The sequence below is a fragment of the Pseudomonas sp. AE27 genome, assembly GCF_037113495.1.
GTDB lineage: Bacteria > Pseudomonadota > Gammaproteobacteria > Pseudomonadales > Pseudomonadaceae > Aquipseudomonas > Aquipseudomonas palmensis.
The window spans coordinates 3438746-3459095 of record NZ_CP146966.1 but is presented as its reverse complement, the minus strand read 5'-3'; the positions used below and the strand labels follow the sequence as shown (position 1 = coordinate 3459095).

Here is a 20350-nt window from a genome sequence, read left to right as displayed (position 1 = left end):
AAATATTAGATGCGCTACTCACGGAAGGTTCTCGATCATGTTGCGCCATGCCTTGCCCCTTGCATTCCCGCTTACCCTTGCCTTGCTGCTGAGCGGCTGCGGGCAGGAGAGTCCCCCGCCAAGCACCCTGCGCCCGGCCATGGTGGTGCAGCCGCAGCTGTCCACGGCGGCGGTCGACAGCTACCCCGGCGAAGTGCGCGCCCGGCTCGAGCCGGAGTTGGCGTTTCGTATTCCCGGCAAGGTCAGCAAGCGCCTGGTGGAGGAGGGCCAGCGGGTCAAGGCCGACCAGCCATTGGCCGAGCTCGACCCGCAGGACGTGCGCCTGCAGCTGGAGGCCAGCCGCGCGCAGATGGCGGCGGCCCAGGCCAACCTGAGCTTGGTCAAGGCCGAGCGCGACCGCTACCAGACCCTGCTGGAGCGCCAGATGGTCAGCCGCTCGCAGTTCGACAACGCCGAAAACCTGTACCGCGCAGGCCTGGCGCGAGCCAACCAGGTGCGCGCCGAATTCGATGTGGCCGGCAACCAGGCCGGCTATTCGGTGCTGCGCGCGCCACAGGACGGGGTGGTGGCCAAGCGTCAGGTCGAGGTGGGGCAGGTGGTGGCTGCCGGGCAGACCGTGTTCACCCTGGCCGCCGATGGCGAGCGCGAGGTGCTGATCAGCCTGCCGGAGCAGAACTTCGGGCGCTTCAAGGTCGGCCAGCCGGTGTCGGTGGAGCTGTGGTCGCAACCGGATACGCGCTTCGAGGGTCGCATCCGCGAGCTGTCGCCGGCCGCCGACCCGCGGTCACGTACCTTCGCTGCGCGCATCGCGTTCGCGGCCGGCAAGGTGCCCGCAGAACTGGGGCAGAGCGCTCGGGTGTTCATCCAGCACGCCGAGCAGGTGCCGCTGGCGGTGCCGCTGTCGGCCCTGAGCGCCGAGAACGGCCAGACCTACGTGTGGCGGGTGGAGCCTGACAATACGCTCAAGCGCACCGTGGTGCGGGTTGGCGCCTACGGCCAGGCCAGCGTGCCGGTGCTCGAAGGCCTCAAGCCCACCGATTGGGTGGTGGCGGCTGGCGGCCATGTGCTGCACGAGGGGCAGCAGATACGACCGGTGGACCGGTCCAATCGCGTGGTGAATCTGGCGGCCAAGGAGTAAGTCCCGATGGGTTTCAACCTTTCCGCCTGGGCGCTGCGCAATCGCCAGATCGTGCTGTTCCTGATGGTGCTGCTGGCCCTGGTCGGCACGCTTTCGTATACCAAGCTGGGCCAGAGCGAAGACCCGCCGTTCACCTTCAAGGCCATGGTGATCAAGACCAACTGGCCGGGGGCGAGCGCCGAGGAAGTCTCGCGCCAGGTCACCGAACGCATCGAGAAGAAGCTGATGGAGACGGGCGAGTACGAGAAGATCGTCTCGTTCTCGCGCCCTGGTGAGTCCCAGGTCACTTTCATGGCCCGCGACTCGATGCATTCCAAGGATGTTCCCGAGCTGTGGTACCAGATCCGCAAGAAGGTCGCGGACATTCGCCACACCTTGCCGCCGGGTATCCAGGGGCCGTTCTTCAACGACGAGTTCGGCACCACCTTCGGCAATATCTATGCACTGACCGGTGAAGGTTTCGACTACGCGGTGCTCAAGGACTACGCCGACCGCGTGCAGATCCAGCTGCAACGGGTAAAGGATGTGGGCAAGGTCGAGCTGCTCGGCCTGCAGGACGAGAAGATCTGGATCGAGCTGTCGAACCTCAAGCTGGCGACCCTGGGCCTGCCGCTTGAAGCTGTGCAGCAGGCGCTGGAGGAACAGAATGCGGTGACCACCGCAGGCTTTTTCGAAACTCCCAGCGAGCGCCTGCAACTGCGCGTGAGCGGGCGTTTCGAGACGGTGGAGCAGATCGAGCAGTTCCCCATTCGGGTGGGCGAGCGCACCTTCCGTATCAGCGATGTGGCCGATGTGCGCCGCGGTTTCAACGATCCGCCCGCGCCACGCATGCGCTTCATGGGCGAAGACGCCATCGGCCTGGCGGTATCGATGAAGGCCGGTGGTGACATCCTGGTGCTGGGCAAGGCCCTTGAGGTCGAGTTTGCCCGTATCTCGGCCAATCTGCCGGCCGGCATGCAGCTGCGCAAGGTATCCGACCAGCCGGCCGCCGTGAAAACCGGGGTAGGCGAGTTCGTGCAGGTGCTGGTGGAAGCACTGGCCATCGTGCTGCTGGTGAGCTTCTTCTCGCTGGGCATGCGCACCGGCCTGGTGGTGGCGCTGGCGATTCCGCTGGTGCTGGCGATGACGTTTGCCGCGATGTATTACCTCGGGATCGGCCTGCACAAGATTTCCCTGGGGGCGCTGGTGCTGGCGCTGGGGCTGTTGGTGGATGACGCGATCATTGCGGTGGAGATGATGGCGATCAAGATGGAGCAGGGCTTCGATCGCTTCAAGGCCGCCAGCTACGCCTGGACCAGCACCGCCTTCCCGATGCTCACCGGCACCCTGATCACCGCGGCGGGCTTTCTGCCGATTGCCACGGCGCAGTCGGGCACGGGCGAGTACACACGCTCGATCTTCCAGGTGGTGACCATTGCCCTGATTGCCTCGTGGATCGCCGCCGTGGTGTTCGTGCCGTACCTGGGCGAGCGGCTGCTGCCAGACCTGGCCAAGCTGCACGCGGCCAAGCACGGCACCACCGATGGCGCCACCGACCCCTATGGCACGCCGTTCTACCAGCGTGTACGGCGGCTGGTGGGCTGGTGCGTGGCGCACCGCAAGACGGTGATCGTGGCGACCCTGGGCCTGTTCGTGCTCAGCGTGCTGTCGTTTCGCTTCGTGCCCCAGCAGTTCTTCCCGGCCTCCGGACGGCTGGAGCTGATGGTCGACCTGAAGCTGGCCGAGGGCGCCTCGCTGAGCAACACCGCCGAGCAGGTCACGCGCCTGGAGGCCCTGCTCAAGGAGCGCGCCGGCATCGACAACTATGTGGCCTACGTGGGCACCGGCTCGCCGCGCTTCTACCTGCCCCTGGACCAGCAGTTGCCGGCAACCAGCTTCGCCCAGTTCGTGGTGCTGGCCAAGACCATCGAGGAGCGCGAGGCGCTGCGCAGCTGGCTGATCGAGACCCTGAACGAGCAGTTCCCGGACCTGCGTTCGCGGGTCACGCGCCTGGAAAACGGCCCCCCCGTGGGCTATCCGGTGCAGTTCCGGGTCACCGGCGAGCACATCGAGGAGGTGCGTGCACTGGCGCGCAAGGTGGCGGCCCGGGTGCGCGAGAACCCGCATGTGGTGAACGTGCACCTGGACTGGGAAGAGCCGAGCAAGGTGATCTACCTGAGTATCGACCAGGACCGTGCCCGGGCCCTGGGGATCAGCACCGCGCACCTGGCCAAGTTCCTGCAAAGCTCGCTGACCGGTTCGTCGGTCAGCCAGTTCCGCGAAGACAACGAGCTGATCGAGATCCTGCTGCGCGGCACGCGCCAGGAGCGCACCGAGCTGACCAACCTGTCGAGCCTGGCGGTGCCCACCGAGAATGGGCGCAGCGTTGCGCTGTCGCAGGTGGCGACGCTGGAGTACGGCTTCGAGGAAGGCATCATCTGGCACCGTAATCGCCTGCCGACGGTGACGGTACGTGCCGACATCTATGGCAAGGAGCAGCCGGCGACCCTGGTCAAGCAGATACTGCCGACCCTGGAGCCGGTGCGTGCCGAGCTGCCGGATGGCTACCTGCTGGAAGTGGGCGGTACGGTGGAGGATTCGACCCGCGGGCAGAACTCGGTGAATGCCGGGGTGCCACTGTTCATCGTGGTGGTGTTGAGCTTGCTGATGGTGCAGTTGCGCAGCTTCTCGCGCACGGTGATGGTGTTCCTCACCGCGCCATTGGGGCTGATCGGGGTGGTGCTGTTCCTGATGGTGTTCCGCCAGCCGTTCGGCTTCGTGGCGATGCTGGGCACCATTGCGCTGTCGGGGATGATCATGCGCAACTCGGTGATTCTGGTGGACCAGATCGAGCAGGACATCGCGGCCGGGCTGGACCGTTGGCAGGCGATCATCGAGGCCACGGTGCGGCGCTTCCGGCCGATCGTGCTGACCGCGCTGGCGGCGGTGCTGGCGATGATTCCGCTGTCGCGCAGCGTGTTCTTCGGGCCGATGGCGGTGGCGATCATGGGCGGGCTGATCGTGGCCACGGCGTTGACGCTGCTGTTCCTGCCGGCGCTGTATGCGGCGTGGTTCAAGGTGCGCAAGCCCTGAGAAGGCGTTCGCCGGCAAGGCCGGCTCCTACGGGGGCACTGCGCATCCTGTAGAAGCCGGCCTTGCCGGCGAAGGGCCCTAGAGGGCGCCGAAGACCTTCTTGGCCAGGCTGGTAGCCGCGGCCGCCGGGTTCTGGCGGATCGTCGCTTCCTGCTTGCCGATCATCTCGAACAGGCCATCCAGCGCTTGTTCGGTCACATAACCCTCGACGTTGGCGTTCTTGCTGTCCAGCAGGCCCAGCGACGAGGCCTGCCCGGCAAAGCTGTTGTACTGCTTGGCCAGGCCGACCTGGTCGGTGGCCTGCTTGACGATGGGCAGGAACTTGGCACGGATCTGCTCGCGGCTGGTCTTGTTCAGGTACTGGGTGGCCGAATCGTTGCCACCGCTGAGAATACCCTTGGCATCGGCCACGCTCATCTTCTTGACCGCATCCACCAGCAACGCCTGGGCCTGCGGTACTGCCGCCTCGGCCGCCTTGTTCATGCTGGCTTCGAGCTGGTCGACCTCGGCGCCCATGCCGAATTTCTTCATGGCCTTGGCAGCCTTGCCCAGGTTGCCCGGCAGCTCGATGCGCACGTCCGGGTTGTTGCTGAAGCCGCCTGGGGTGCCCAGTTGCTTGACGGCAATCTGCGCACCCTGGGTCAGGGCATCCTTGAGGCCGCCGGTGGCGTCCTTCTGCGACAGGTCGCCGAGTGACAGGGCCAGCGCACTGGCCGACAACAGCAGGCCGGCACACAGGCCGGTAAAGGTAAGAGCAGGGCGGAACATGGCAGCATCCTTATCCAAAGGCAAAAAGGGGATCAGCGAACGGCGTCGACCTTGATTCGTACAGGCTGGGCGTCGCTACCGTCCAGCTGCACGCCGTGGTGTTCGGTGTTGATGAACAGCAGCTTGCCGTCCAGCTCGATGCGCGCGCTCACGGCATAGCGGTGGCCCGGCTTGACCTGTGCCGGGTCGTAGCTCAGGTGAAACGGCAGGGGCACCTGGCCTTTTACCGGGCCGCTCTGGTTGGCCAGGGTGACAGCTGGCGCATCGGCCAGCGACACGTCCTGCAGGCTGACGCTCAGGGTGGCTGCCTGTGGCAGGGCGATGCGCTGCAGGTAGAACACCTCGCCGTCCAGGCTGGCCTTGGAGGGTGACGGGGTGCTGCTGCAGGCGGCCAGCAGGCTGCCCAGCACAGCCAGGGTCAATTTCTTCATCGTGTACTCCTGTTCAGACTTGTTGCTCGGTGTGTTCGGTGGTTTCGTCGCTGCGCTGCAAGGCCACCTGGCGGATCGACAGGCGCACCTCGGCCGACAGCACGCGCTTGGCGGCGCCTTCGGCCAGCTCGCTGAGTTTTTCATGGTAGCCGAGCTTGCCCGCCGCATCCGGGCGCAGCACGCCCTGTTCGATCTGGGTCTGGATGAAGTGGCGGAACAGGCTCTTGTCGAAGAACTCCGGGGCGTTCAGGCCATGCAGGATCGACAGGCGCTGGGCCATGACCACGCACAGGTCTTCCAGCTCTTCGGCGCTGAGGGTGTGCTGGCCGCTGTTGAGCAGCAGCGCGGTGGCCATGTAGAAGCGCTGCAGGGTCTGGGTGATGGCCCGCGCCAGCAGGGTCAGCAGCACGAACTGGCGCGAACTCGGGGCCGGGCGCAGGTACACGCCGTTCTCGAAACGCAGCAGGCCCTGTTCGACGAATGCCTCCAGCCACTGGTCGATCACCCCGTCGAGCTCCTGGGCATCCCAGCGGATGAACAGCTCCGACTGCAGATACGGGTACAGCGCGTGGGTGTAGCGGCCGATCAGTTCGCGGCTGATGCGCGAGCTGCTCTGGAAGAAGCTCGCCAGCAGCGCCGGCAGGGCGAAGATGTGCAGTACGTTGTTGCGGTAGTAGGTCATCAGTACCGCGTTGTTTTCATCCAGGTACAGGATGCGCCCCAGCGCGTCCTGCTGCTCGGCCAGCAGGTCCATGCCGCGCACGTGGCCGATCAGCGCCAGGCCGTCGCCTTCGGGCAGGGTGGTATGGGCCGAGTAGGGCACCTGGCGCAGCAGCGCCAGGTACAGGTCCAGTACCCGCGCCAGGGCGCGTTCGTCCAGGGCCAGGCGGCTGGTGGACAGCAGCGCCAGGGCCACCAGGTTGACCGGGTTGATCGCGGCGGCCTCGTTCAGGTGCTGCGCGACCTTCTCGCCCAGGCGCGAGGTGGTTTCGTTGAGCCAGGCCGGGCGGAACTGCGGGCTGTGGTCCTGTTCGCGCCAGCCTGGTTGCTGCTGGTCGAGGAAGCTGGCCAGGCGGATCGGCTCGCCGAAGTTCACGGCCACCTGGCCGAAGCGCTGCTTGAGCGCGCCGATGACCTTGAAGATGTCGAAGATCGATTCCTTCTTCTTGCTCGCCCCGCGCAGCTCGCCCAGGTAGGTGCGGCCTTCGAGCACGCGCTCGTAGCCGATGTACACCGGCACGAACACGATCGGGGTGCGCGAGGAACGCAGAAAACTGCGCAGGGTGATCGCCAGCATACCGGTCTTGGGCTGCAGCATGCGCCCGGTGCGCGAGCGCCCGCCCTCGACGAAGTACTCCACCGGGAAGCCCTTGGTGAACAGGGTGTGCAGGTACTCGTTGAACACCGCGGTGTACAGCGGGTTGCCCTTGAAGGTGCGGCGCATGAAGAACGCACCGCCGCGGCGCAGCAGGCTGCCGATCACCGGCATGTTGAGGTTGATGCCGGCGGCGATGTGCGGCGGCGTCAGGCCGTTGCGAAACAGCAGGTACGACAGCAGCAGGTAGTCGATGTGGCTGCGATGGCAGGGCACGTAGATCACCTCGTGCCCCGGCGCGATGCCTTGCACCTGTTCGATATGGTTGACCTTGATGCCGTCGTAGATCTTGTTCCAGAACCAGCTCAGCACCACTTCGAGGAAGCGGATGGCGGTGTAGGTGTAGTCCGAGGCGATCTCGTTGCCATAGCGCAGGGCCTGGGCCTCGGCCTTGGCCAGCGGGATGTTCTCGCGCTGGGCCTCGTCGCTGATGGCCTGGCGTACCAGCGGGTCGTGGATCAGGCCCTTGACCAGGTTGCGCCGGTGCGAGATGTCGGGGCCGATGACGGCGGTCTTGAGGTTGCGAAAATGCACCCGCAGCAGGCGCTGGGCCATGCGCACGGTGCGCTCGTGGCCCTTGTTGTGCTCGACCAGCTCACGCAGATGGATCGGCGCGGAAAACTGCACGCGGGTCTTGCGCCCCAGGATCAGCACGGTAAGCAGCCGGCGCAGGCGCCCGGTGACGGCCCAGCTGTCGGCGAACAGCAGCTTCCACGGGCTCGATTCGCTGGCCGGCGACTGGCCCCAGAACACGCTGACCGGAATGATCTGCGCGTCCTGTTCGGCGTGCTGGCTGACCAGGTTGACCAGGCGCGTCAGCGTCGGCGGTGCGCCGCGCTTGTCGTGGCGGCCCAGCCAGTCGGGTTCGGGGGTCAGGTAGAAGAACGCCGCCGGCTCCATCACCGGGCCTACCGCCACGGGCAGCACCGGGCGCGGAAGCCCGGCTTTGGTGCATTCGCGGTCGAGCACGGCCAGATCGGTGAGCGCGGGTGATTGCAGCACGTAGAACACCGGACGGCTGCGGTCCAGGTTCAGCGAGAAGGATGACTGGTTGATGGTTTCGGAGCGCACCCACAGGTACAGCAGTCGGCGCAGGGCGCCGAAGATCAGGCGGCGCAAGGGGGAACGGGTCATTCGGTAGGTGCCCTGGGTAATGGGATTCGAGCAGATGCTCGGTAGGTTAGTGTGCCGTATCCGCGCAAGTTCAGCAAAAAGCGCCCCGGTCATGAAAATTGTTGAATGGCTGCGTTATAGTCGGTCCGCCACTTGCAGGACAAATCCGCAAGCGGCGTAGGTGGGGCCTGGTGAGGCCCTGCCGACAAGGCGATTCCAAAATAAAAATCCGGAGTAGTTCAGATGTCGTCTCGTGAGACTGGAAGTGTGAAGTGGTTCAATGACGCCAAGGGATATGGCTTCATTCAGCGTGAGGGCGGTGCGGATGTGTTCGTGCATTACCGCGCGATCCGCGGTGAAGGGCATCGCACCCTGCTGGAAGGGCAACAGGTCGAGTACAACCTGACCCAGGGCCAGAAAGGCCTGCAGGCCGAAGACGTAGTGGGGCTGTAAAGCGGCAGGCGCCAGCCTTGCTGGCGATGGGCTGCGCAGCAGCCCCTTGGCCCGGCGATGCCGGGCTTCGCCAGCAAGGCTGGCGCCTAAGCAGAGCCGGTCAACGGCTCAACTGGTACGCCAGGTGATCTCTTCCTCGCCATCGGCGCTGATGCGGATCCAGCGGTCGGCGTCTTCTTCACCTTCCTCTTCCACCCAGCTACCCGGCGCGCAGCGCACTTCGACATTGAGGGCGGCGAATGCGGCGCGGGCGCAGGCGATGTCGTCCTCCCACGGGGTCTGGTCGCTTTCCAGGTACAGGCTGTTCCATTTGCCCACAGCCTTGGGCAGCCAGGTAACAGGTACGTTACCGGCCTTGCACTTGTAGGTCTGGCCCTTCTGCTGCCAGTCGCTGCACGGGCCGAGGGCCTGGCCCAGCCAGGCGGCGATCTGCTTGTGATCGACGTCGGCGTCCTTCAGGTAAATCTCGATATCGGGTTGGCGCATGGGGCTCTCCGGGTGCGGCTCAGTCTTGGCGCACAAAGTAATCGTAACGCATCGATACCGTCACCTCTAAGGGCTCGGGGTGATCGATGACGGCCGCGCGTCTTTCTGCGCTGGCGCGCCAGCCATGGGGGGTCATGGCCAGCAGGTTGGCGCGGTCGGCCGGCGCCGCCAGGCTCAGGCGAAACTCCAGCACTTCGCCGTGGGCGTGGTGCATGCCCTCGGGCACCAGGGCCAGGTGCTTGTCGTCGGCATAGTCGCGCACTTCATCGTACAGCCGTTCGCGCAGCTCCATCAGGTGGCCGCGGGTGGGGCCGACGCGCATCAGGCCGCCGCCGGGGCTGAGCAGGCGCCTGGCTTCCTGCCAGTCCAGCGGGCTGAACACGCTGGCCAGGAACTGGCAGCTGGCATCGGCCAGTGGCACCCGGGCCATGCTCGCCACCAGCCAGGTGAGTGCCGGGTTGCGCCGGCACGCACGCTTGACCGCCTCGCGGGAGATGTCCAGGGCATAGCCGTCGGCCTGGGGCAGGGCGTCGGCCAGTTGCGCGGTGTAGTAGCCTTCGCCGCAGCCGATGTCCAGCCAGCGCGCAGGCGCGCGCTCGGCTGCAAGCTGGGCCAGGCGCCGTGCCACCGGGGCGTAGTGCCCGGCATTGAGGAAGTCGCGACGTGCCTCGACCATGGCCTGGTTGTCGCCAGGGTCACGGCTGTTCTTGTGCTGCACCGGCAACAGGTTCAGGTAGCCCTGGCGCGCCCGGTCGAAGCGGTGCCCGGCAGGGCAGCCGACACCGTTGTCCAGGGCGCCGAGCGCGGCGCTGCAGATGGGGCAGATGAGCATCAGACGAGCAACCGGGTCAGGGTCTGGTAGTAGATCTCGGTCAGCACGTCCAGGTCGCTGGCCAGGACCCGCTCGTTGACCTGGTGAATGGTGGCGTTGACCGGGCCCAGTTCGACCACCTGGGTGCCCAGGGTAGCGATGAAGCGCCCGTCGGAGGTGCCGCCGCTGGTGGAGGCCTGGGTGTCGCGGCCGGTCACGGCCTTGATGCTGGCCGACACCGCGTCGAGCAGGTCGCCCGGTTCGGTGAGGAACGGCAGGCCCGACAGCGCCCAGTCCACCTGCCAGTCCAGGCCGTGCTTGTCGAGGATCGCCGCCACGCGGGCCTGCAGCCCTTCGACGGTCGACTCGGTGGAGAAACGGAAGTTGAACAGTGCGGTCAGCTCGCCTGGCACCACGTTGGTGGCGCCGGTCCCCGAGTTGAGGTTGGAGATCTGGAAGCTGGTGGGGGGAAAGAAATCGTTGCCCTCGTCCCAGTGCTCGGCGGCCAGTTCGGCCAAGGCCGGGGCGGCCAGGTGGATCGGGTTCTTCGCCAGGTGCGGGTAGGCCACGTGGCCCTGCACGCCACGCACGGTGAGCCTGGCGCCAAGCGAGCCGCGACGGCCGTTCTTGACCACGTCACCGACCAGGGTGGTGCTCGACGGCTCGCCGACGATGCACCAGTCCAGGCGTTCGTTGCGCGCCGCCAGGCGTTCGACCACGGCCTTGGTGCCGTGATGGGCCGGGCCTTCCTCGTCGCTGGTGATCAGGTAGGCGACCTTGCCCTTGTGGTTCGGGTAGTCGGCGACGAAGCGCTCGGTGGCCACGATCATGGCGGCCAGGCTGCCCTTCATGTCGGCCGCGCCACGCCCGCAGAGCATGCCGTCGGCGTCGATCAGGGCGTCGAACGGGTCGTTGGCCCAGGCCTGCACCGGGCCGGTGGGCACCACGTCGGTGTGGCCGGCGAAGCACAGTACCGGGCCGTCGTCGCTGCCGTGGGTGGCCCAGAAATTGTCGACGTCTTCGATGCGCATCGGTTCGAGCATGAAGCCGGCATCGCCCAGGCGCTGCATCATCTGTTTCTGGCAGTCGAAGTCCAGCGGGGTCACCGAGGGACGACGGATCAGGTCGCAGGCCAGTTCAAGGGTAGGCGAGAGGTCGGCTGGGGCCGTCATGAAGGACTCCGGGGTGCAAGGCTGGGGCAAAAAGAAGGGGCGTTATCTTATAGCAAAAGTGCGGGGAAGGGACTGTGGATCTGTGCTGTCTGTGCGGGCCTATCGCGGGTCAAGCCCGCTCCCACAAGGTACTGCGCAATCCCTGTGGGAGCGGGCTTGACCCGCGATGGCGGTTTATCAGGCGGCAGGTGCGGGCTGCGTGACATCCGCAGGCTTGGGCAGCGACGACAGCATGGCCATGATCAGCGCCGCCAGGTACGGCAGCGACTGCACCAGCAGCATGGTCACCCAGAAGCGCATGTCGTTGCTCGGCAGGCCCTGCACCAGGTAGATGCCCAGCGCCGCGCCCCACAGCAGCAGCATGATGAACAGCTCCTCGCGGGCCTCTGCCAGTGCCACCAGCAGCCCGTGGCTGTCGGCGTTCTTCGGCGTGCGGAAGAACGGAATGCTGCTGGTGAAGAACCCGTACAGCACCGCCTTGGCAATGGTGTGCGACAACGCCAGCCCTGCCAGCGCCGCCGAGAATGCGTCCTTGAGGTTGACCCCTACCGCGCGGCGGTACAGGAACACGATCTTGCCCACCTTGAACACGAACAGCGCCAGCGGCGGGATCGCGAAGATCAGCAGCGGCGGGTCGACCCGCTGCGGCACGATGATCATGGCCGCCGACCACAGCAGCGCACCCACGGTGAAGAAGATGTTCATGCCGTCGGCGATCCACGGCAGCCAGCCGGCCAGGAAGTGGTAGCGCTGGCCGCGGGTCAGCTGGGTGTCCTTGCCGCGCAGCAGGCTGGAGGTGTGGCGCTTGATGATCTGGATCGCGCCGTAGGCCCAGCGAAAGCGCTGCTTCTTGAAGTCGATGAAGGTGTCGGGCATCAGGCCCTTGCCGTAGCTCTCGTGGAAATACGCTGCCGAGTAACCCTTCTCGAACACGCGCAGGCCCAGTTCGGCATCTTCGCAGATGCACCAGTCGGCCCAGCCGAGCTCTTCGAGCACCGAGCGCCGGGTCATGGTCATGGTGCCGTGCTGGATGATTGCGTCACGGTCGTTGCGGGTGACCATGCCGATATGGAAGAAGCCCTTGTACTCGGCGTAGCAGAGCTTCTTGAAGGTGCTTTCGTTCTGGTCGCGGTAGTCCTGCGGCGACTGCACCACGGCGATCTTGGGGTCGGCAAAGTGCGGCACCATGTGCTTGAGCCAGTTGCGGTCGACACAATAGTCCGAGTCGATCACCGCGATCACTTCGGCGTCCTTGGCGGTGTGCGGGATCAGGTAGTTCAGCGCACCACCTTTGAAACCTGCCAGCGGTGCCACATGGAAGAACTTGAAGCGCTCGCCCAGCAGCTCGCAATGGGCCTTGAGCGGCTCCCACACGGCCGGGTCCTTGGTGTTGTTGTCGATGATCAGCACTTCGAAGTCCGGGTAGTCCAGCGCCGCGAGGGCATCGAGGGTCTGCTTGACCATCTCCGGGGGTTCGTTGTAACACGGCACATGCACCGACACCTTGGGTCGATAGGCGCTGTCGGCCTCCACCGGCAGGAACAGCCGGCGGCGCTTGTGCGTCCATACCGCCTCGGCCAGTTCATGGGCCTCGGTCAGCAGCACGATGAACACCCCCAGCGCGCCGAGCGCCAGCAGGAAACCCACGGTGAGGCTGAACCAGGTGCTGTACTGCTGGCTGTAGTCATAGCCGATCCATACCAGCACCGAGCCGCACAGGAACGCGATGAAGGTCAGGAAGGTGCGCCCGCGCTGGCGCAGCGCCGAGCCGTCGATCAGCAGCAGGGTCAGCGACAGCATCGCCAGCACCACCGAGCCCACGGCCAGCACGCGCCACTGCGGAATGGCCACCACCGGGCCCTCGAAGTTGAATTTCTGCTGGCGCGCGGCATTGAACACGCCCCAGTAGGCGCCCACCGAACCTTCGTCACTGGCTTTCCAGGGCTGGTCGTAGGCTTCGATCACGAAGTAGTTGTAGCCCTGGCGGTTGAGCAGGTTGACCAGGCTGCGCAGGTAGATGGCCTGATCCGCCTGGGTGGCGTCGGCACCGCCGCGCATGCGGCCATTGCTGGGCCAGCCGACCTCGGACAGCAGCAGCGGCTTGCGCGGGAACAGTTGCTTGAGCTCGCGGGCGCGGTCGAGCACGAACTGCTCGGCCTGGCTCACCGGGATGAATTCCCAGTAGGGCAGGATGTGCGCGGCGATCAGGTCGGCGTGCCCGGCAAGCTCGGGGTTTTCCTTCCAGATGTGCCACTGTTCGCTGGTGGTGACCGGCACCTTCACTGCGGCGCGCACGCGGTCCATGTAGTCCATCAGGGCCTGGGGGGTGACCTCTTCGCGAAACAGCGCCTCGTTGCCGACCATCACCCGCACCACGCTGCGCGAGGTGTTGGCCAACTGGATGGCGGTCTCGATTTCGCGCTCGTTGCGTTCCAGGTCGGGGCTGATCCACACACCCAGGGTCACGCGCAGGCCGAACTCCTCGGCCAGACGCGGGATCAGCGCCTGGGTGCCTTCCACCGTATAGATGCGGATGCTGTCGGTCAGCTTGCTCAGTTGCTCGAGGTCTTCGCGCAGCTCGGCTTCGGTCGGGTACTGGCCTTTTTGCGGGCTTTCGCCCAGGCGAAAAGGCGAATACGAGAAGCCGGAGATCTGCTCCGGCCAGTCGGGGGCGGACACCGGGCGGTTGATCAGTGCCCAGAACCCGGTGAATAGCGCGGCAATCGCCATGACGACCACCAGGTTGATACCAAATTTACGCGATGACATAGATATTTCGGGTTCCGAAAAGTGGAACGGGCAAGCGCCGGCGGGCACGGATCCTACGCACCAGGCAGGTAGCGTGGTATAGGAAACGGGTGCATGTAGCGCTTGGATTTTCCTCAGATGCTGAAGTTCTGAAGCCCGTACAATTGCCGTCCAAAGCAGGGTTTGCACCGGTCATTAAAGCAGGGTTGGCGCCAGGTTTACCAATTCATGGCAATCAGTGCGTCGGTTGCGGGCTGTCATCCTGCGTTGTGGGGCCTATAATGCGCGCCGGTTTTTTCAGGGGTGGGCCATGAGTACAGAAGATCCACGCTTTGCCGGTGTTGCCCGGTTGTATGGCCAGCAGGGCTTGCAGCGCCTGCGCGAGGCGCATGTGGCGATCGTCGGCATCGGCGGTGTCGGCTCGTGGGCGGCCGAGGCCATGGCCCGCAGCGGCGTTGGCGAAATTTCGCTGTTCGACCTGGATGACGTGTGCGTGAGCAACACCAATCGCCAGTTGCATGCGCTGCAGGGCAACGTGGGCAAGCCCAAGGTCGAGGTGATGGCCGAGCGCCTGCGCGCAATCAACCCGGACTGCAAGGTGCACGCGGTGGTGGACTTCGTCACCCGCGACAACCTGGCCCAGACCATCACCGACCATATCGACTGCGTGATCGACTGCATCGACAGCGTGATGGCCAAGGCTGCGCTGATTGCCTGGTGCAAGCGGCGCAAGATCCAGGTGATCTGCACCGGCGGTGCGGGCGGGCAGCTCGACCCCACGCAGATCCAGGTGGCCGATCTCAACCGCACGGTCAACGACCCGCTGGCCTCCAAGGTGCGTTCGACGCTGCGCCGCGACCACGGGTTTTCGCGCAACGTGAGCCGCAACTACGGGGTGCCGTGCGTGTTCTCCACCGAGCAGTTGCGCTATCCGCTGCCCGATGGCGGTATCTGCCTGCAGAAGAGCTTCGTCGGGGACGGCGTCAAGCTCGACTGCTCGGGCGGTTTCGGCGCGGTGATGATGGTGACGGCGACCTTCGGCATGGTCGCTGCCAGCAAGGCCGTGGAGAAACTGGTGGGTGGCAAGCGCCGCCCGGCCGATCGCGTAGCGGCTCAGGCGCCGTCGGCGAGCTGAGCCATGCGCTGCAGCACGGCGTTCAGGCCGTTGCTGCGGGACGGCGAGAGCTGTCGGCCAAGGCCCAGGGCGGTGAACCAGGCGGGCAGGTCTAGCTGCTGCAGCTGGCTGCCGGTCAAGCCGTCGGCCCGCACCAGCAGCAGCGCCAGCAGGCCGCGCAGCAGCCGCGCATCGCTGGCGGCCTTGAAGTGCCAGCGACCTTCGACCTGCTCGGCCACCAGCCACACCTGGCTTTCGCAACCGTGCACGCGGTTGGCCTCGCACTGCTGCGTCGCATCCAGGGGGGGCAGGCGCTCGCCCCATTGCATCAGCAGGCGGGCGCGCTGCTCCCAGCCGGCAGCCTGTTCGAATACATCCAGCGCCTCGCGGGCGGCGTCGGGCAGGCTCATCGCAGCAGCTCCAGGGCCTGGTCCAGGGCGCTGAAGAAGCGCTTCAGGTCGTGGGAATCGTTGTACAGCGCCAGCGACACGCGGATCGCGCCGTCCAGGCCCAGGCTGTTGACCAGCGGCATGGCGCAGTGATGACCGGCGCGCACGGCGATGCCCTGTTCGGTCAGCAGGTGCGCAAGGTCGGCATTGTGCACGCCCTCGACCACGAAGCTGGCCAGGGCCAGTTGCGGCGCGCCCAGTATCCGCACCCCTTCACGATCGTTGAGGCCGCGCAGCAGATGGCGGTGCAGGGCGGCTTCATGTTCGACCACGCTGGTGGCGTCGAGGCTGGCCAGGTAATCCAGGCTGGCACCCAGCCCGATCACGCTGGCGATCGGCGGCGTGCCGGCCTCGAAACCCAGCGGGGCGGGGCGAAAGCTCGACTGCTGGTAGCCGGCCAGTTGCACCATCTCGCCGCCGAACTGCCAGTGACGCAGCAGGCCCAACGCCTCGCGGCGGCCATAGAGCACGCCAAGGCCGTCCGGGCCATACAGCTTGTGACTGGAAAACACATAGAAGTCGCAGCCCAGTTGCTGTACATCGTGACGCCCGTGCACCACGCCCTGGGCGCCATCGACCACGCTGAGGGCGCCCTGGGCGCGGGCGTGGTCGAGCAACGGTTGCAGCGGCTGCCAGGTGCCGAGCACATTCGACAACTGGCTCACCGCCAGCACACGGGTCCGCGGGCCGATCAGTTGCAGGGCCGCCTCCAGGTCGATATGCCCGTTGGCGTCGAGCGGCAGGATCACCAGCCTGAGGCCGCGGCGCTGGGCCAACTGCTGCCAGGGCAGCAGGTTGGCGTGGTGCTCCAGGGCGCTGACGGCGATCTCGTCGCCCGCCTCCAGGCGCCATTCCAGGCCATAGGCCAGCAGGTTGAGCGCCGAGGTGGCGCCATGGGTGAACACGATCTGCTGCGCATCGGCGGCATTGAGCCAGGCGGCGACTTTTTCGCGGCTGGCCTCGAAGGCCTGGGTGGCAAGTGCGCCGGGCAGGTGCTGGGCCCTGTGCACGTTGGCCGCACCTTGGGTGTAGTAGTGGCTCAGGGCGTCGAGCAGGTGCTGGGGTTTCTGCGTGGTGGCAGCGCTGTCCAGGTAGGTCTGGTGCTGGCGTTGCAGGGCGGCGATGGCAGGGAAGTCTGCGCGCCAGGGAGAGGGCTGGAACATGATGTGTAGGGCCTGATATCGGGTCTGGCAGAGGGCCAGACCCGATCGTACCACTTAGTTGTGGGCGTGCAGCGCTTCGTTCAGCTCGATGGCCGACTTGTGGGTCTTGCACTCGACCGCGCCGTTTAGCGAATTGCGGCGGAACAGCAGGTCGGTCTGGCCAGCCAGGTCGCGGGCCTTGACCACCTTGACCAGCTCGTTGTTTTCGTCGAGCAGGTTCACCTTGGTGCCGGCGGTGATGTACAGGCCGGCTTCGACGGTGTTGCGGTCGCCCAGCGGGATGCCGATACCGGCGTTGGCGCCGATCAGGCAGCCTTCGCCGACCTTGATGACGATGTTGCCGCCGCCCGACAGGGTGCCCATGGTGGAGCAGCCGCCGCCCAGGTCCGAACCCTTGCCGACGAACACGCCCGCCGAAACGCGGCCTTCGATCATGCCCGGGCCTTCGGTGCCGGCGTTAAAGTTGACGAAGCCTTCGTGCATGATGGTGGTGCCTTCGCCGATATAGGCACCCAGGCGCACGCGGGCGCTGTCGGCGATACGCACGCCGCTCGGCACCACGTAGTCGGTCATTTTCGGGAACTTGTCGACCGAGAACACTTCCAGCAGCTCGCCCTTGAGGCGGGCTTCGAGTTGCTGCTCGGCCAGTTCGGCCAGGTCGATGGCGCCCTGGCTGGTCCAGGCCACGTTCGGCAGCAGCGGGAAGATGCCGGCCAGGCTCAGGCCGTGGGGCTTGACCAGGCGGTGCGACAGCAGGTGCAGCTTGAGGTAGGCCTCAGGGGTGGAGCTCAGGGTGGCGTCTTCGGCCAGCAGCGTGGCCACCAGCGGCTTGTTGCTTTCGGCCAGGCGGGTCAGCAGTGCAGCCTGGGCGGCGTCGACGCCCTTGACGGCCTCGGCCAGTTGCGCGGCCTGGGCGTTGCTGAACGCGATGGCCTGGTTGCCGCCTTCATAGCCCAGGATCGGGGCGACGGCTGCGACCAGCTCGGCGCTCGGGGCGAGCAGTGGCTGCGCGTAGAAGACTTCCAGCCAGGCGCCTTGACGGTTTTGAGTGCCGACGCCGAAGGCCAGGCTGAACAGTGAAGTGGACATGCGGTTACCTCTTGCGAAATTGAGTGAAGGCGTCGCGGTTCAGCGCAGGGCTGCCGCGTACAGGTCCGGTTTGAAACCGACCAGGGTCTTGCCGCCCAGGTCGAGCACCGGGCGCTTGATCATCGAGGGTTGTGCCAGCATCAGCTCGACGGCCTTGGCCTGGTCGAGGTCGGCCTTCTGCGCGTCATCGAGCTTGCGGAAGGTGGTGCCTGCGCGGTTGAGTACCACCTGCCAGCCGTGCTCGTCGCACCAGCGGTTCAGGTGGTCCCGGTCTATACCCTGGGTCTTGTAGTCGTGAAAGTCGTACTGGATGTGGTGTTCTTCAAGCCAGGTACGGGCTTTCTTCATCGTGTCACAGGCTTTGATGCCGAAGAGAATATAAGCCATTGAACGTTAAGGGCGCGCGGGTGTTCCCGCAGCCGCCCCGAAACTCCTCGAAGAATGGGTGGGCTGGATTATGCGACAACATCGGGCAGGGCGCCACGGCTGGCGCCGCCCAGTTGCCGCGCCTGAATGAACTGCACCCCGGCAGCCTGCATCTGTGCCATCGCCGCCGCGCAGGAGCCTGCGGTATCGATGGCGCGGCAGGCGTCCAGCACCACATAGGTGGCGAACCCTTCGCGGCGTGCGTGCAGTGCCGTCCAGGCCACGCAGAAGTCCAGGGCCAGGCCGCACAGGAACAGCGTGTCGATGCCGCACTCGCGCAGGTTGCCGGCCAGGCCGGTGGGGGTGGTCTGGTCGGCTTCGGTGAACGCCGAGTAGCTGTCGACCTGGCGGTTGCCGCCCTTGCGCACGATCAGCTGTGCGTGGGCAATGTTCAGGTCCGGGTGAAACTGTGCGCCGGGGCTCCCTTGAATGCAGTGGTCGGGCCAGAGTGTCTGCGGCCCGTATGACAGTTCGATGACCTCGAACGGATTCTTGCCCGGGTGGCTCGAGGCGAACGAGGCGTGCCCGGCCGGGTGCCAGTCCTGGGCCAGCACCACGCGCTCGAACTGGCGGCCGAGCTGGTTGACCAGCGGCACGATCTCGTCGCCACCGGGCACCGCCAGGGCGCCGCCGGGGATGAAATCGTTTTGCACATCGATGACCAGCAGCGCACGGTTGGGGCTATCGTGGGTCAATAGGGTCGACGCGGGGGTGATCATGCGAGGCTCCTCTTTTGTAGCATTGTGTTACAGATTGCCGGCGGGTCTGCGACTTAGGTGGAGCGGTTGTGTTCATGCAGATCCCGGTAACATGTTGTTTCAATGGCATAACCCTGGCCGTTGAGCGTATTTGAAACTGAACAGGAAAAACACGCCGTATGCAGTCAGCCTATACCGTTCTCATCCTGCTGATGCTGGTCAGTGTCTCGAAACTGGTGGGGCGATTGATCCCGCTGCCACTGCCGCTGGTGCAGATTGGTGCCGGTGCGCTGTTGGCCTGGCCGACCCTGGGCCTGCACGTGGCCCTGGACCCTGAGCTGTTTCTGTTCCTGTTCTTGCCCCCGTTGCTGTTCTCCGATGGCTGGCGCATGCCCAAGCGCGAGTTCTGGCGCCTGCGCGGGCCGATCCTGACCCTGGCGGTGGGGCTGGTGCTGTTCACGGTGGTGGGGGCCGGCTATTTCATCCACTGGATCCTGCCGAGCATACCGCTGCCGGTGGCCTTTGCCCTGGCCGCCGTGCTGTCGCCCACCGACGCGGTGGCGGTGTCGGCAATCAGCCAGAATCGCCTGCCGACCCCGTTGATGCACATGCTGCAGGGCGAGGCGCTGATGAACGATGCCTCGGGCCTGGTGACGTTCAAGTTTGCGCTGGTGGCGGCGATCACCGGGGTATTCTCGCTGGCCGAGGCCAGTGTGACCTTCGTGCTGGTGGCCGTGGGTGGCCTGGCCATCGGCGTGGCGCTGAGCTGGTTGGTGGGGCGCCTGCGGGTGTGGATGATCGCGCGCGGCTGGGACGACCCGGCCACCCACGTGGTGTTCATGCTGTTGCTGCCGTTCGCCGCCTATGTACTGGCCGAGCGCCTGGGCGCCTCGGGCATTCTCTCGGCGGTGGCGGCGGGCATGATGCAGAGCTGGCTTGACCTGCTGCCGCGCCAGACCAGCACGCGCCTGCTCAACCGCAGTGTGTGGTCGCTGCTGGAGTTCGCCTTCAACGGCCTGATCTTCCTGCTGCTGGGCCTGCAACTGCCCGATATCGCCAAGGCGGTGACCAGCCATGAGGCATCGCTGTGGCCAACCCTGCTGTACCGCTGCCTGGATGTGGTGGCGATCTTCCTGGTGTTGCTGGCGCTGCGGTTCATCTGGGTGCAGAGCATCTGGCGCCTGATCGGGGTGATCCGGCGCTGGCGCGGCAAGGAAGACCTGGTGCTGGTGCCCAACGCACGTTCGTGCTGGCTGCTGACCGTGGGCGGCGTGCGCGGGGCGGTGACCCTGGCGGGCGTGATGTCGGTGCCGCTGCTGATCGGCGCGGGCAAGGCGTTCCCCGAACGCGACCTGCTGATCTTCATTGCCGCAGGGGTGATTCTGCTGTCGCTGGTATCGGCCTGCATTGCCTTGCCGTTGCTGCTGCGCGGGGTGGAGAAGAGCCCCGACGATACCCTGCGCCAGGAGGCGCGCGAGGCCTGGCGGCGCACCGCCGAGGCGGCGATCCATGCGTTGGAGGCCGAGGAGCTGGTGGAGCCCGGCGCGCCCCAGGATGCTTCCCAGGCCGCACTGGCCGCCGAGTTGAAGGCGCGCCTGATGGCCGAGTACCGGCAGCAACTGGACGTGTTCAACGACAGTGCCGAGGCCCAGGCGCTGGCCGCGCAGATGGATCAGCTGGAGCGACGCCTGCGTCTGCGGGCGCTGCGGGCGCAGCGTCTGGAGCTGTACAGCCTGCACCGCCAGCACCAGATCGGTGATGACGTGGTGCGCCAGGTGCTGGGTGAGCTGGACATGAGCGAGGCCAACCTGGGGCCGGTCAAGTGAAGTGCTCGGGGTCGCATG

At 66.0% G+C, this 20350-nt stretch carries 17 protein-coding genes; 5 read left to right on the top strand and 12 right to left on the bottom strand.

Going from position 1 to position 20350, the window contains the following annotated elements:
• The first annotated feature begins 37 nt into the window (after window positions 1-37).
• Window positions 38-1138: an efflux RND transporter periplasmic adaptor subunit gene (locus V9K84_RS15975; protein ID WP_043863233.1), complete on the top strand. Its 1101-nt coding sequence runs from the start codon at window positions 38-40 to the stop codon at window positions 1136-1138.
• 6 nt (window positions 1139-1144) lie between these two features.
• Window positions 1145-4210, top strand: coding sequence for an efflux RND transporter permease subunit (locus V9K84_RS15970; RefSeq protein ID WP_043863234.1), 3066 nt, complete (start codon window positions 1145-1147; stop codon window positions 4208-4210).
• Between the two features lie 78 nt (window positions 4211-4288).
• Here V9K84_RS15970 and V9K84_RS15965 read toward each other — a convergent pair whose 3' ends face one another.
• From V9K84_RS15965 to plsB, 3 genes are read right to left on the bottom strand one after another with little or no spacing between them, the layout of a single operon-like run.
• On the bottom strand, window positions 4289-4978 hold the full coding sequence (locus tag V9K84_RS15965; RefSeq protein WP_043863235.1) for a DUF4197 domain-containing protein: 690 nt from the start codon (window positions 4976-4978) through the stop codon (window positions 4289-4291).
• 32 nt (window positions 4979-5010) lie between these two features.
• Window positions 5011-5409 (bottom strand): YbaY family lipoprotein, encoded by a 399-nt coding sequence (locus tag V9K84_RS15960; protein ID WP_088514549.1) that lies wholly within the window; start codon window positions 5407-5409, stop codon window positions 5011-5013.
• A 13-nt stretch (window positions 5410-5422) separates the two neighbouring features.
• Window positions 5423-7918: a glycerol-3-phosphate 1-O-acyltransferase PlsB gene (plsB, locus tag V9K84_RS15955; RefSeq protein WP_058541480.1), complete on the bottom strand. Its 2496-nt coding sequence runs from the start codon at window positions 7916-7918 to the stop codon at window positions 5423-5425.
• Window positions 7919-8140: 222 nt separating this feature from the next.
• Here plsB and V9K84_RS15950 point away from each other — a divergent pair, with 222 nt between their 5' ends.
• Window positions 8141-8350: a cold-shock protein gene (locus V9K84_RS15950; protein ID WP_038996759.1), complete on the top strand. Its 210-nt coding sequence runs from the start codon at window positions 8141-8143 to the stop codon at window positions 8348-8350.
• A 108-nt stretch (window positions 8351-8458) separates the two neighbouring features.
• Here the strand turns inward: V9K84_RS15950 and V9K84_RS15945 are convergent, their stop codons facing one another.
• From V9K84_RS15945 to V9K84_RS15930, 4 genes are all read right to left on the bottom strand, one after another.
• Window positions 8459-8836: a hypothetical protein gene (locus tag V9K84_RS15945; RefSeq protein ID WP_043863238.1), complete on the bottom strand. Its 378-nt coding sequence runs from the start codon at window positions 8834-8836 to the stop codon at window positions 8459-8461.
• Between the two features lie 19 nt (window positions 8837-8855).
• On the bottom strand, window positions 8856-9668 hold the full coding sequence (locus V9K84_RS15940; RefSeq protein ID WP_088514548.1) for a putative RNA methyltransferase: 813 nt from the start codon (window positions 9666-9668) through the stop codon (window positions 8856-8858).
• Complete coding sequence (dapE, locus tag V9K84_RS15935) at window positions 9668-10819, bottom strand: succinyl-diaminopimelate desuccinylase (RefSeq protein WP_043863240.1); 1152 nt, start codon at window positions 10817-10819, stop codon at window positions 9668-9670. Before dapE ends, V9K84_RS15940 begins: the two co-directional genes overlap by 1 nt.
• 177 nt (window positions 10820-10996) lie before the next feature.
• The gene (locus tag V9K84_RS15930) at window positions 10997-13588 is read right to left on the bottom strand and encodes a glycosyltransferase (protein WP_088514547.1); all 2592 of its coding nucleotides are present in this window, start codon (window positions 13586-13588) and stop codon (window positions 10997-10999) included.
• Window positions 13589-13877: 289 nt separating this feature from the next.
• Between V9K84_RS15930 and tcdA the strand changes: the two genes are divergently transcribed.
• Window positions 13878-14702, top strand: coding sequence for a tRNA cyclic N6-threonylcarbamoyladenosine(37) synthase TcdA (gene tcdA / locus V9K84_RS15925; RefSeq protein WP_088514546.1), 825 nt, complete (start codon window positions 13878-13880; stop codon window positions 14700-14702).
• On the opposite strand, the gene V9K84_RS15920 is transcribed toward tcdA, so the two are convergent.
• The 5 genes from V9K84_RS15920 to pncA form a co-directional block, all read right to left on the bottom strand.
• Window positions 14681-15091, bottom strand: coding sequence for a SufE family protein (locus tag V9K84_RS15920; protein WP_088514545.1), 411 nt, complete (start codon window positions 15089-15091; stop codon window positions 14681-14683). The genes tcdA and V9K84_RS15920 overlap by 22 nt on opposite strands.
• Window positions 15088-16293 (bottom strand): cysteine desulfurase, encoded by a 1206-nt coding sequence (locus tag V9K84_RS15915; RefSeq protein WP_088514544.1) that lies wholly within the window; start codon window positions 16291-16293, stop codon window positions 15088-15090. Before V9K84_RS15915 ends, V9K84_RS15920 begins: the two co-directional genes overlap by 4 nt.
• A gap of 54 nt (window positions 16294-16347) precedes the next feature.
• On the bottom strand, window positions 16348-17382 hold the full coding sequence (dapD, locus tag V9K84_RS15910) for a 2,3,4,5-tetrahydropyridine-2,6-dicarboxylate N-succinyltransferase (protein ID WP_043863245.1): 1035 nt from the start codon (window positions 17380-17382) through the stop codon (window positions 16348-16350).
• A gap of 39 nt (window positions 17383-17421) precedes the next feature.
• The gene (locus V9K84_RS15905) at window positions 17422-17769 is read right to left on the bottom strand and encodes an ArsC family reductase (RefSeq protein ID WP_043863246.1); all 348 of its coding nucleotides are present in this window, start codon (window positions 17767-17769) and stop codon (window positions 17422-17424) included.
• Between the two features lie 68 nt (window positions 17770-17837).
• Window positions 17838-18527: a bifunctional nicotinamidase/pyrazinamidase gene (gene pncA, locus V9K84_RS15900; RefSeq protein WP_058541486.1), complete on the bottom strand. Its 690-nt coding sequence runs from the start codon at window positions 18525-18527 to the stop codon at window positions 17838-17840.
• Window positions 18528-18685: 158 nt separating this feature from the next.
• Between pncA and V9K84_RS15895 the strand changes: the two genes are divergently transcribed.
• Window positions 18686-20332 carry a Na+/H+ antiporter gene (locus tag V9K84_RS15895; RefSeq protein WP_088514543.1) on the top strand — a complete coding sequence of 549 codons (1647 nt, stop codon included), beginning with the start codon at window positions 18686-18688 and terminating at the stop codon, window positions 20330-20332.
• The last annotated feature ends 18 nt before the right edge of the window (window positions 20333-20350 follow it).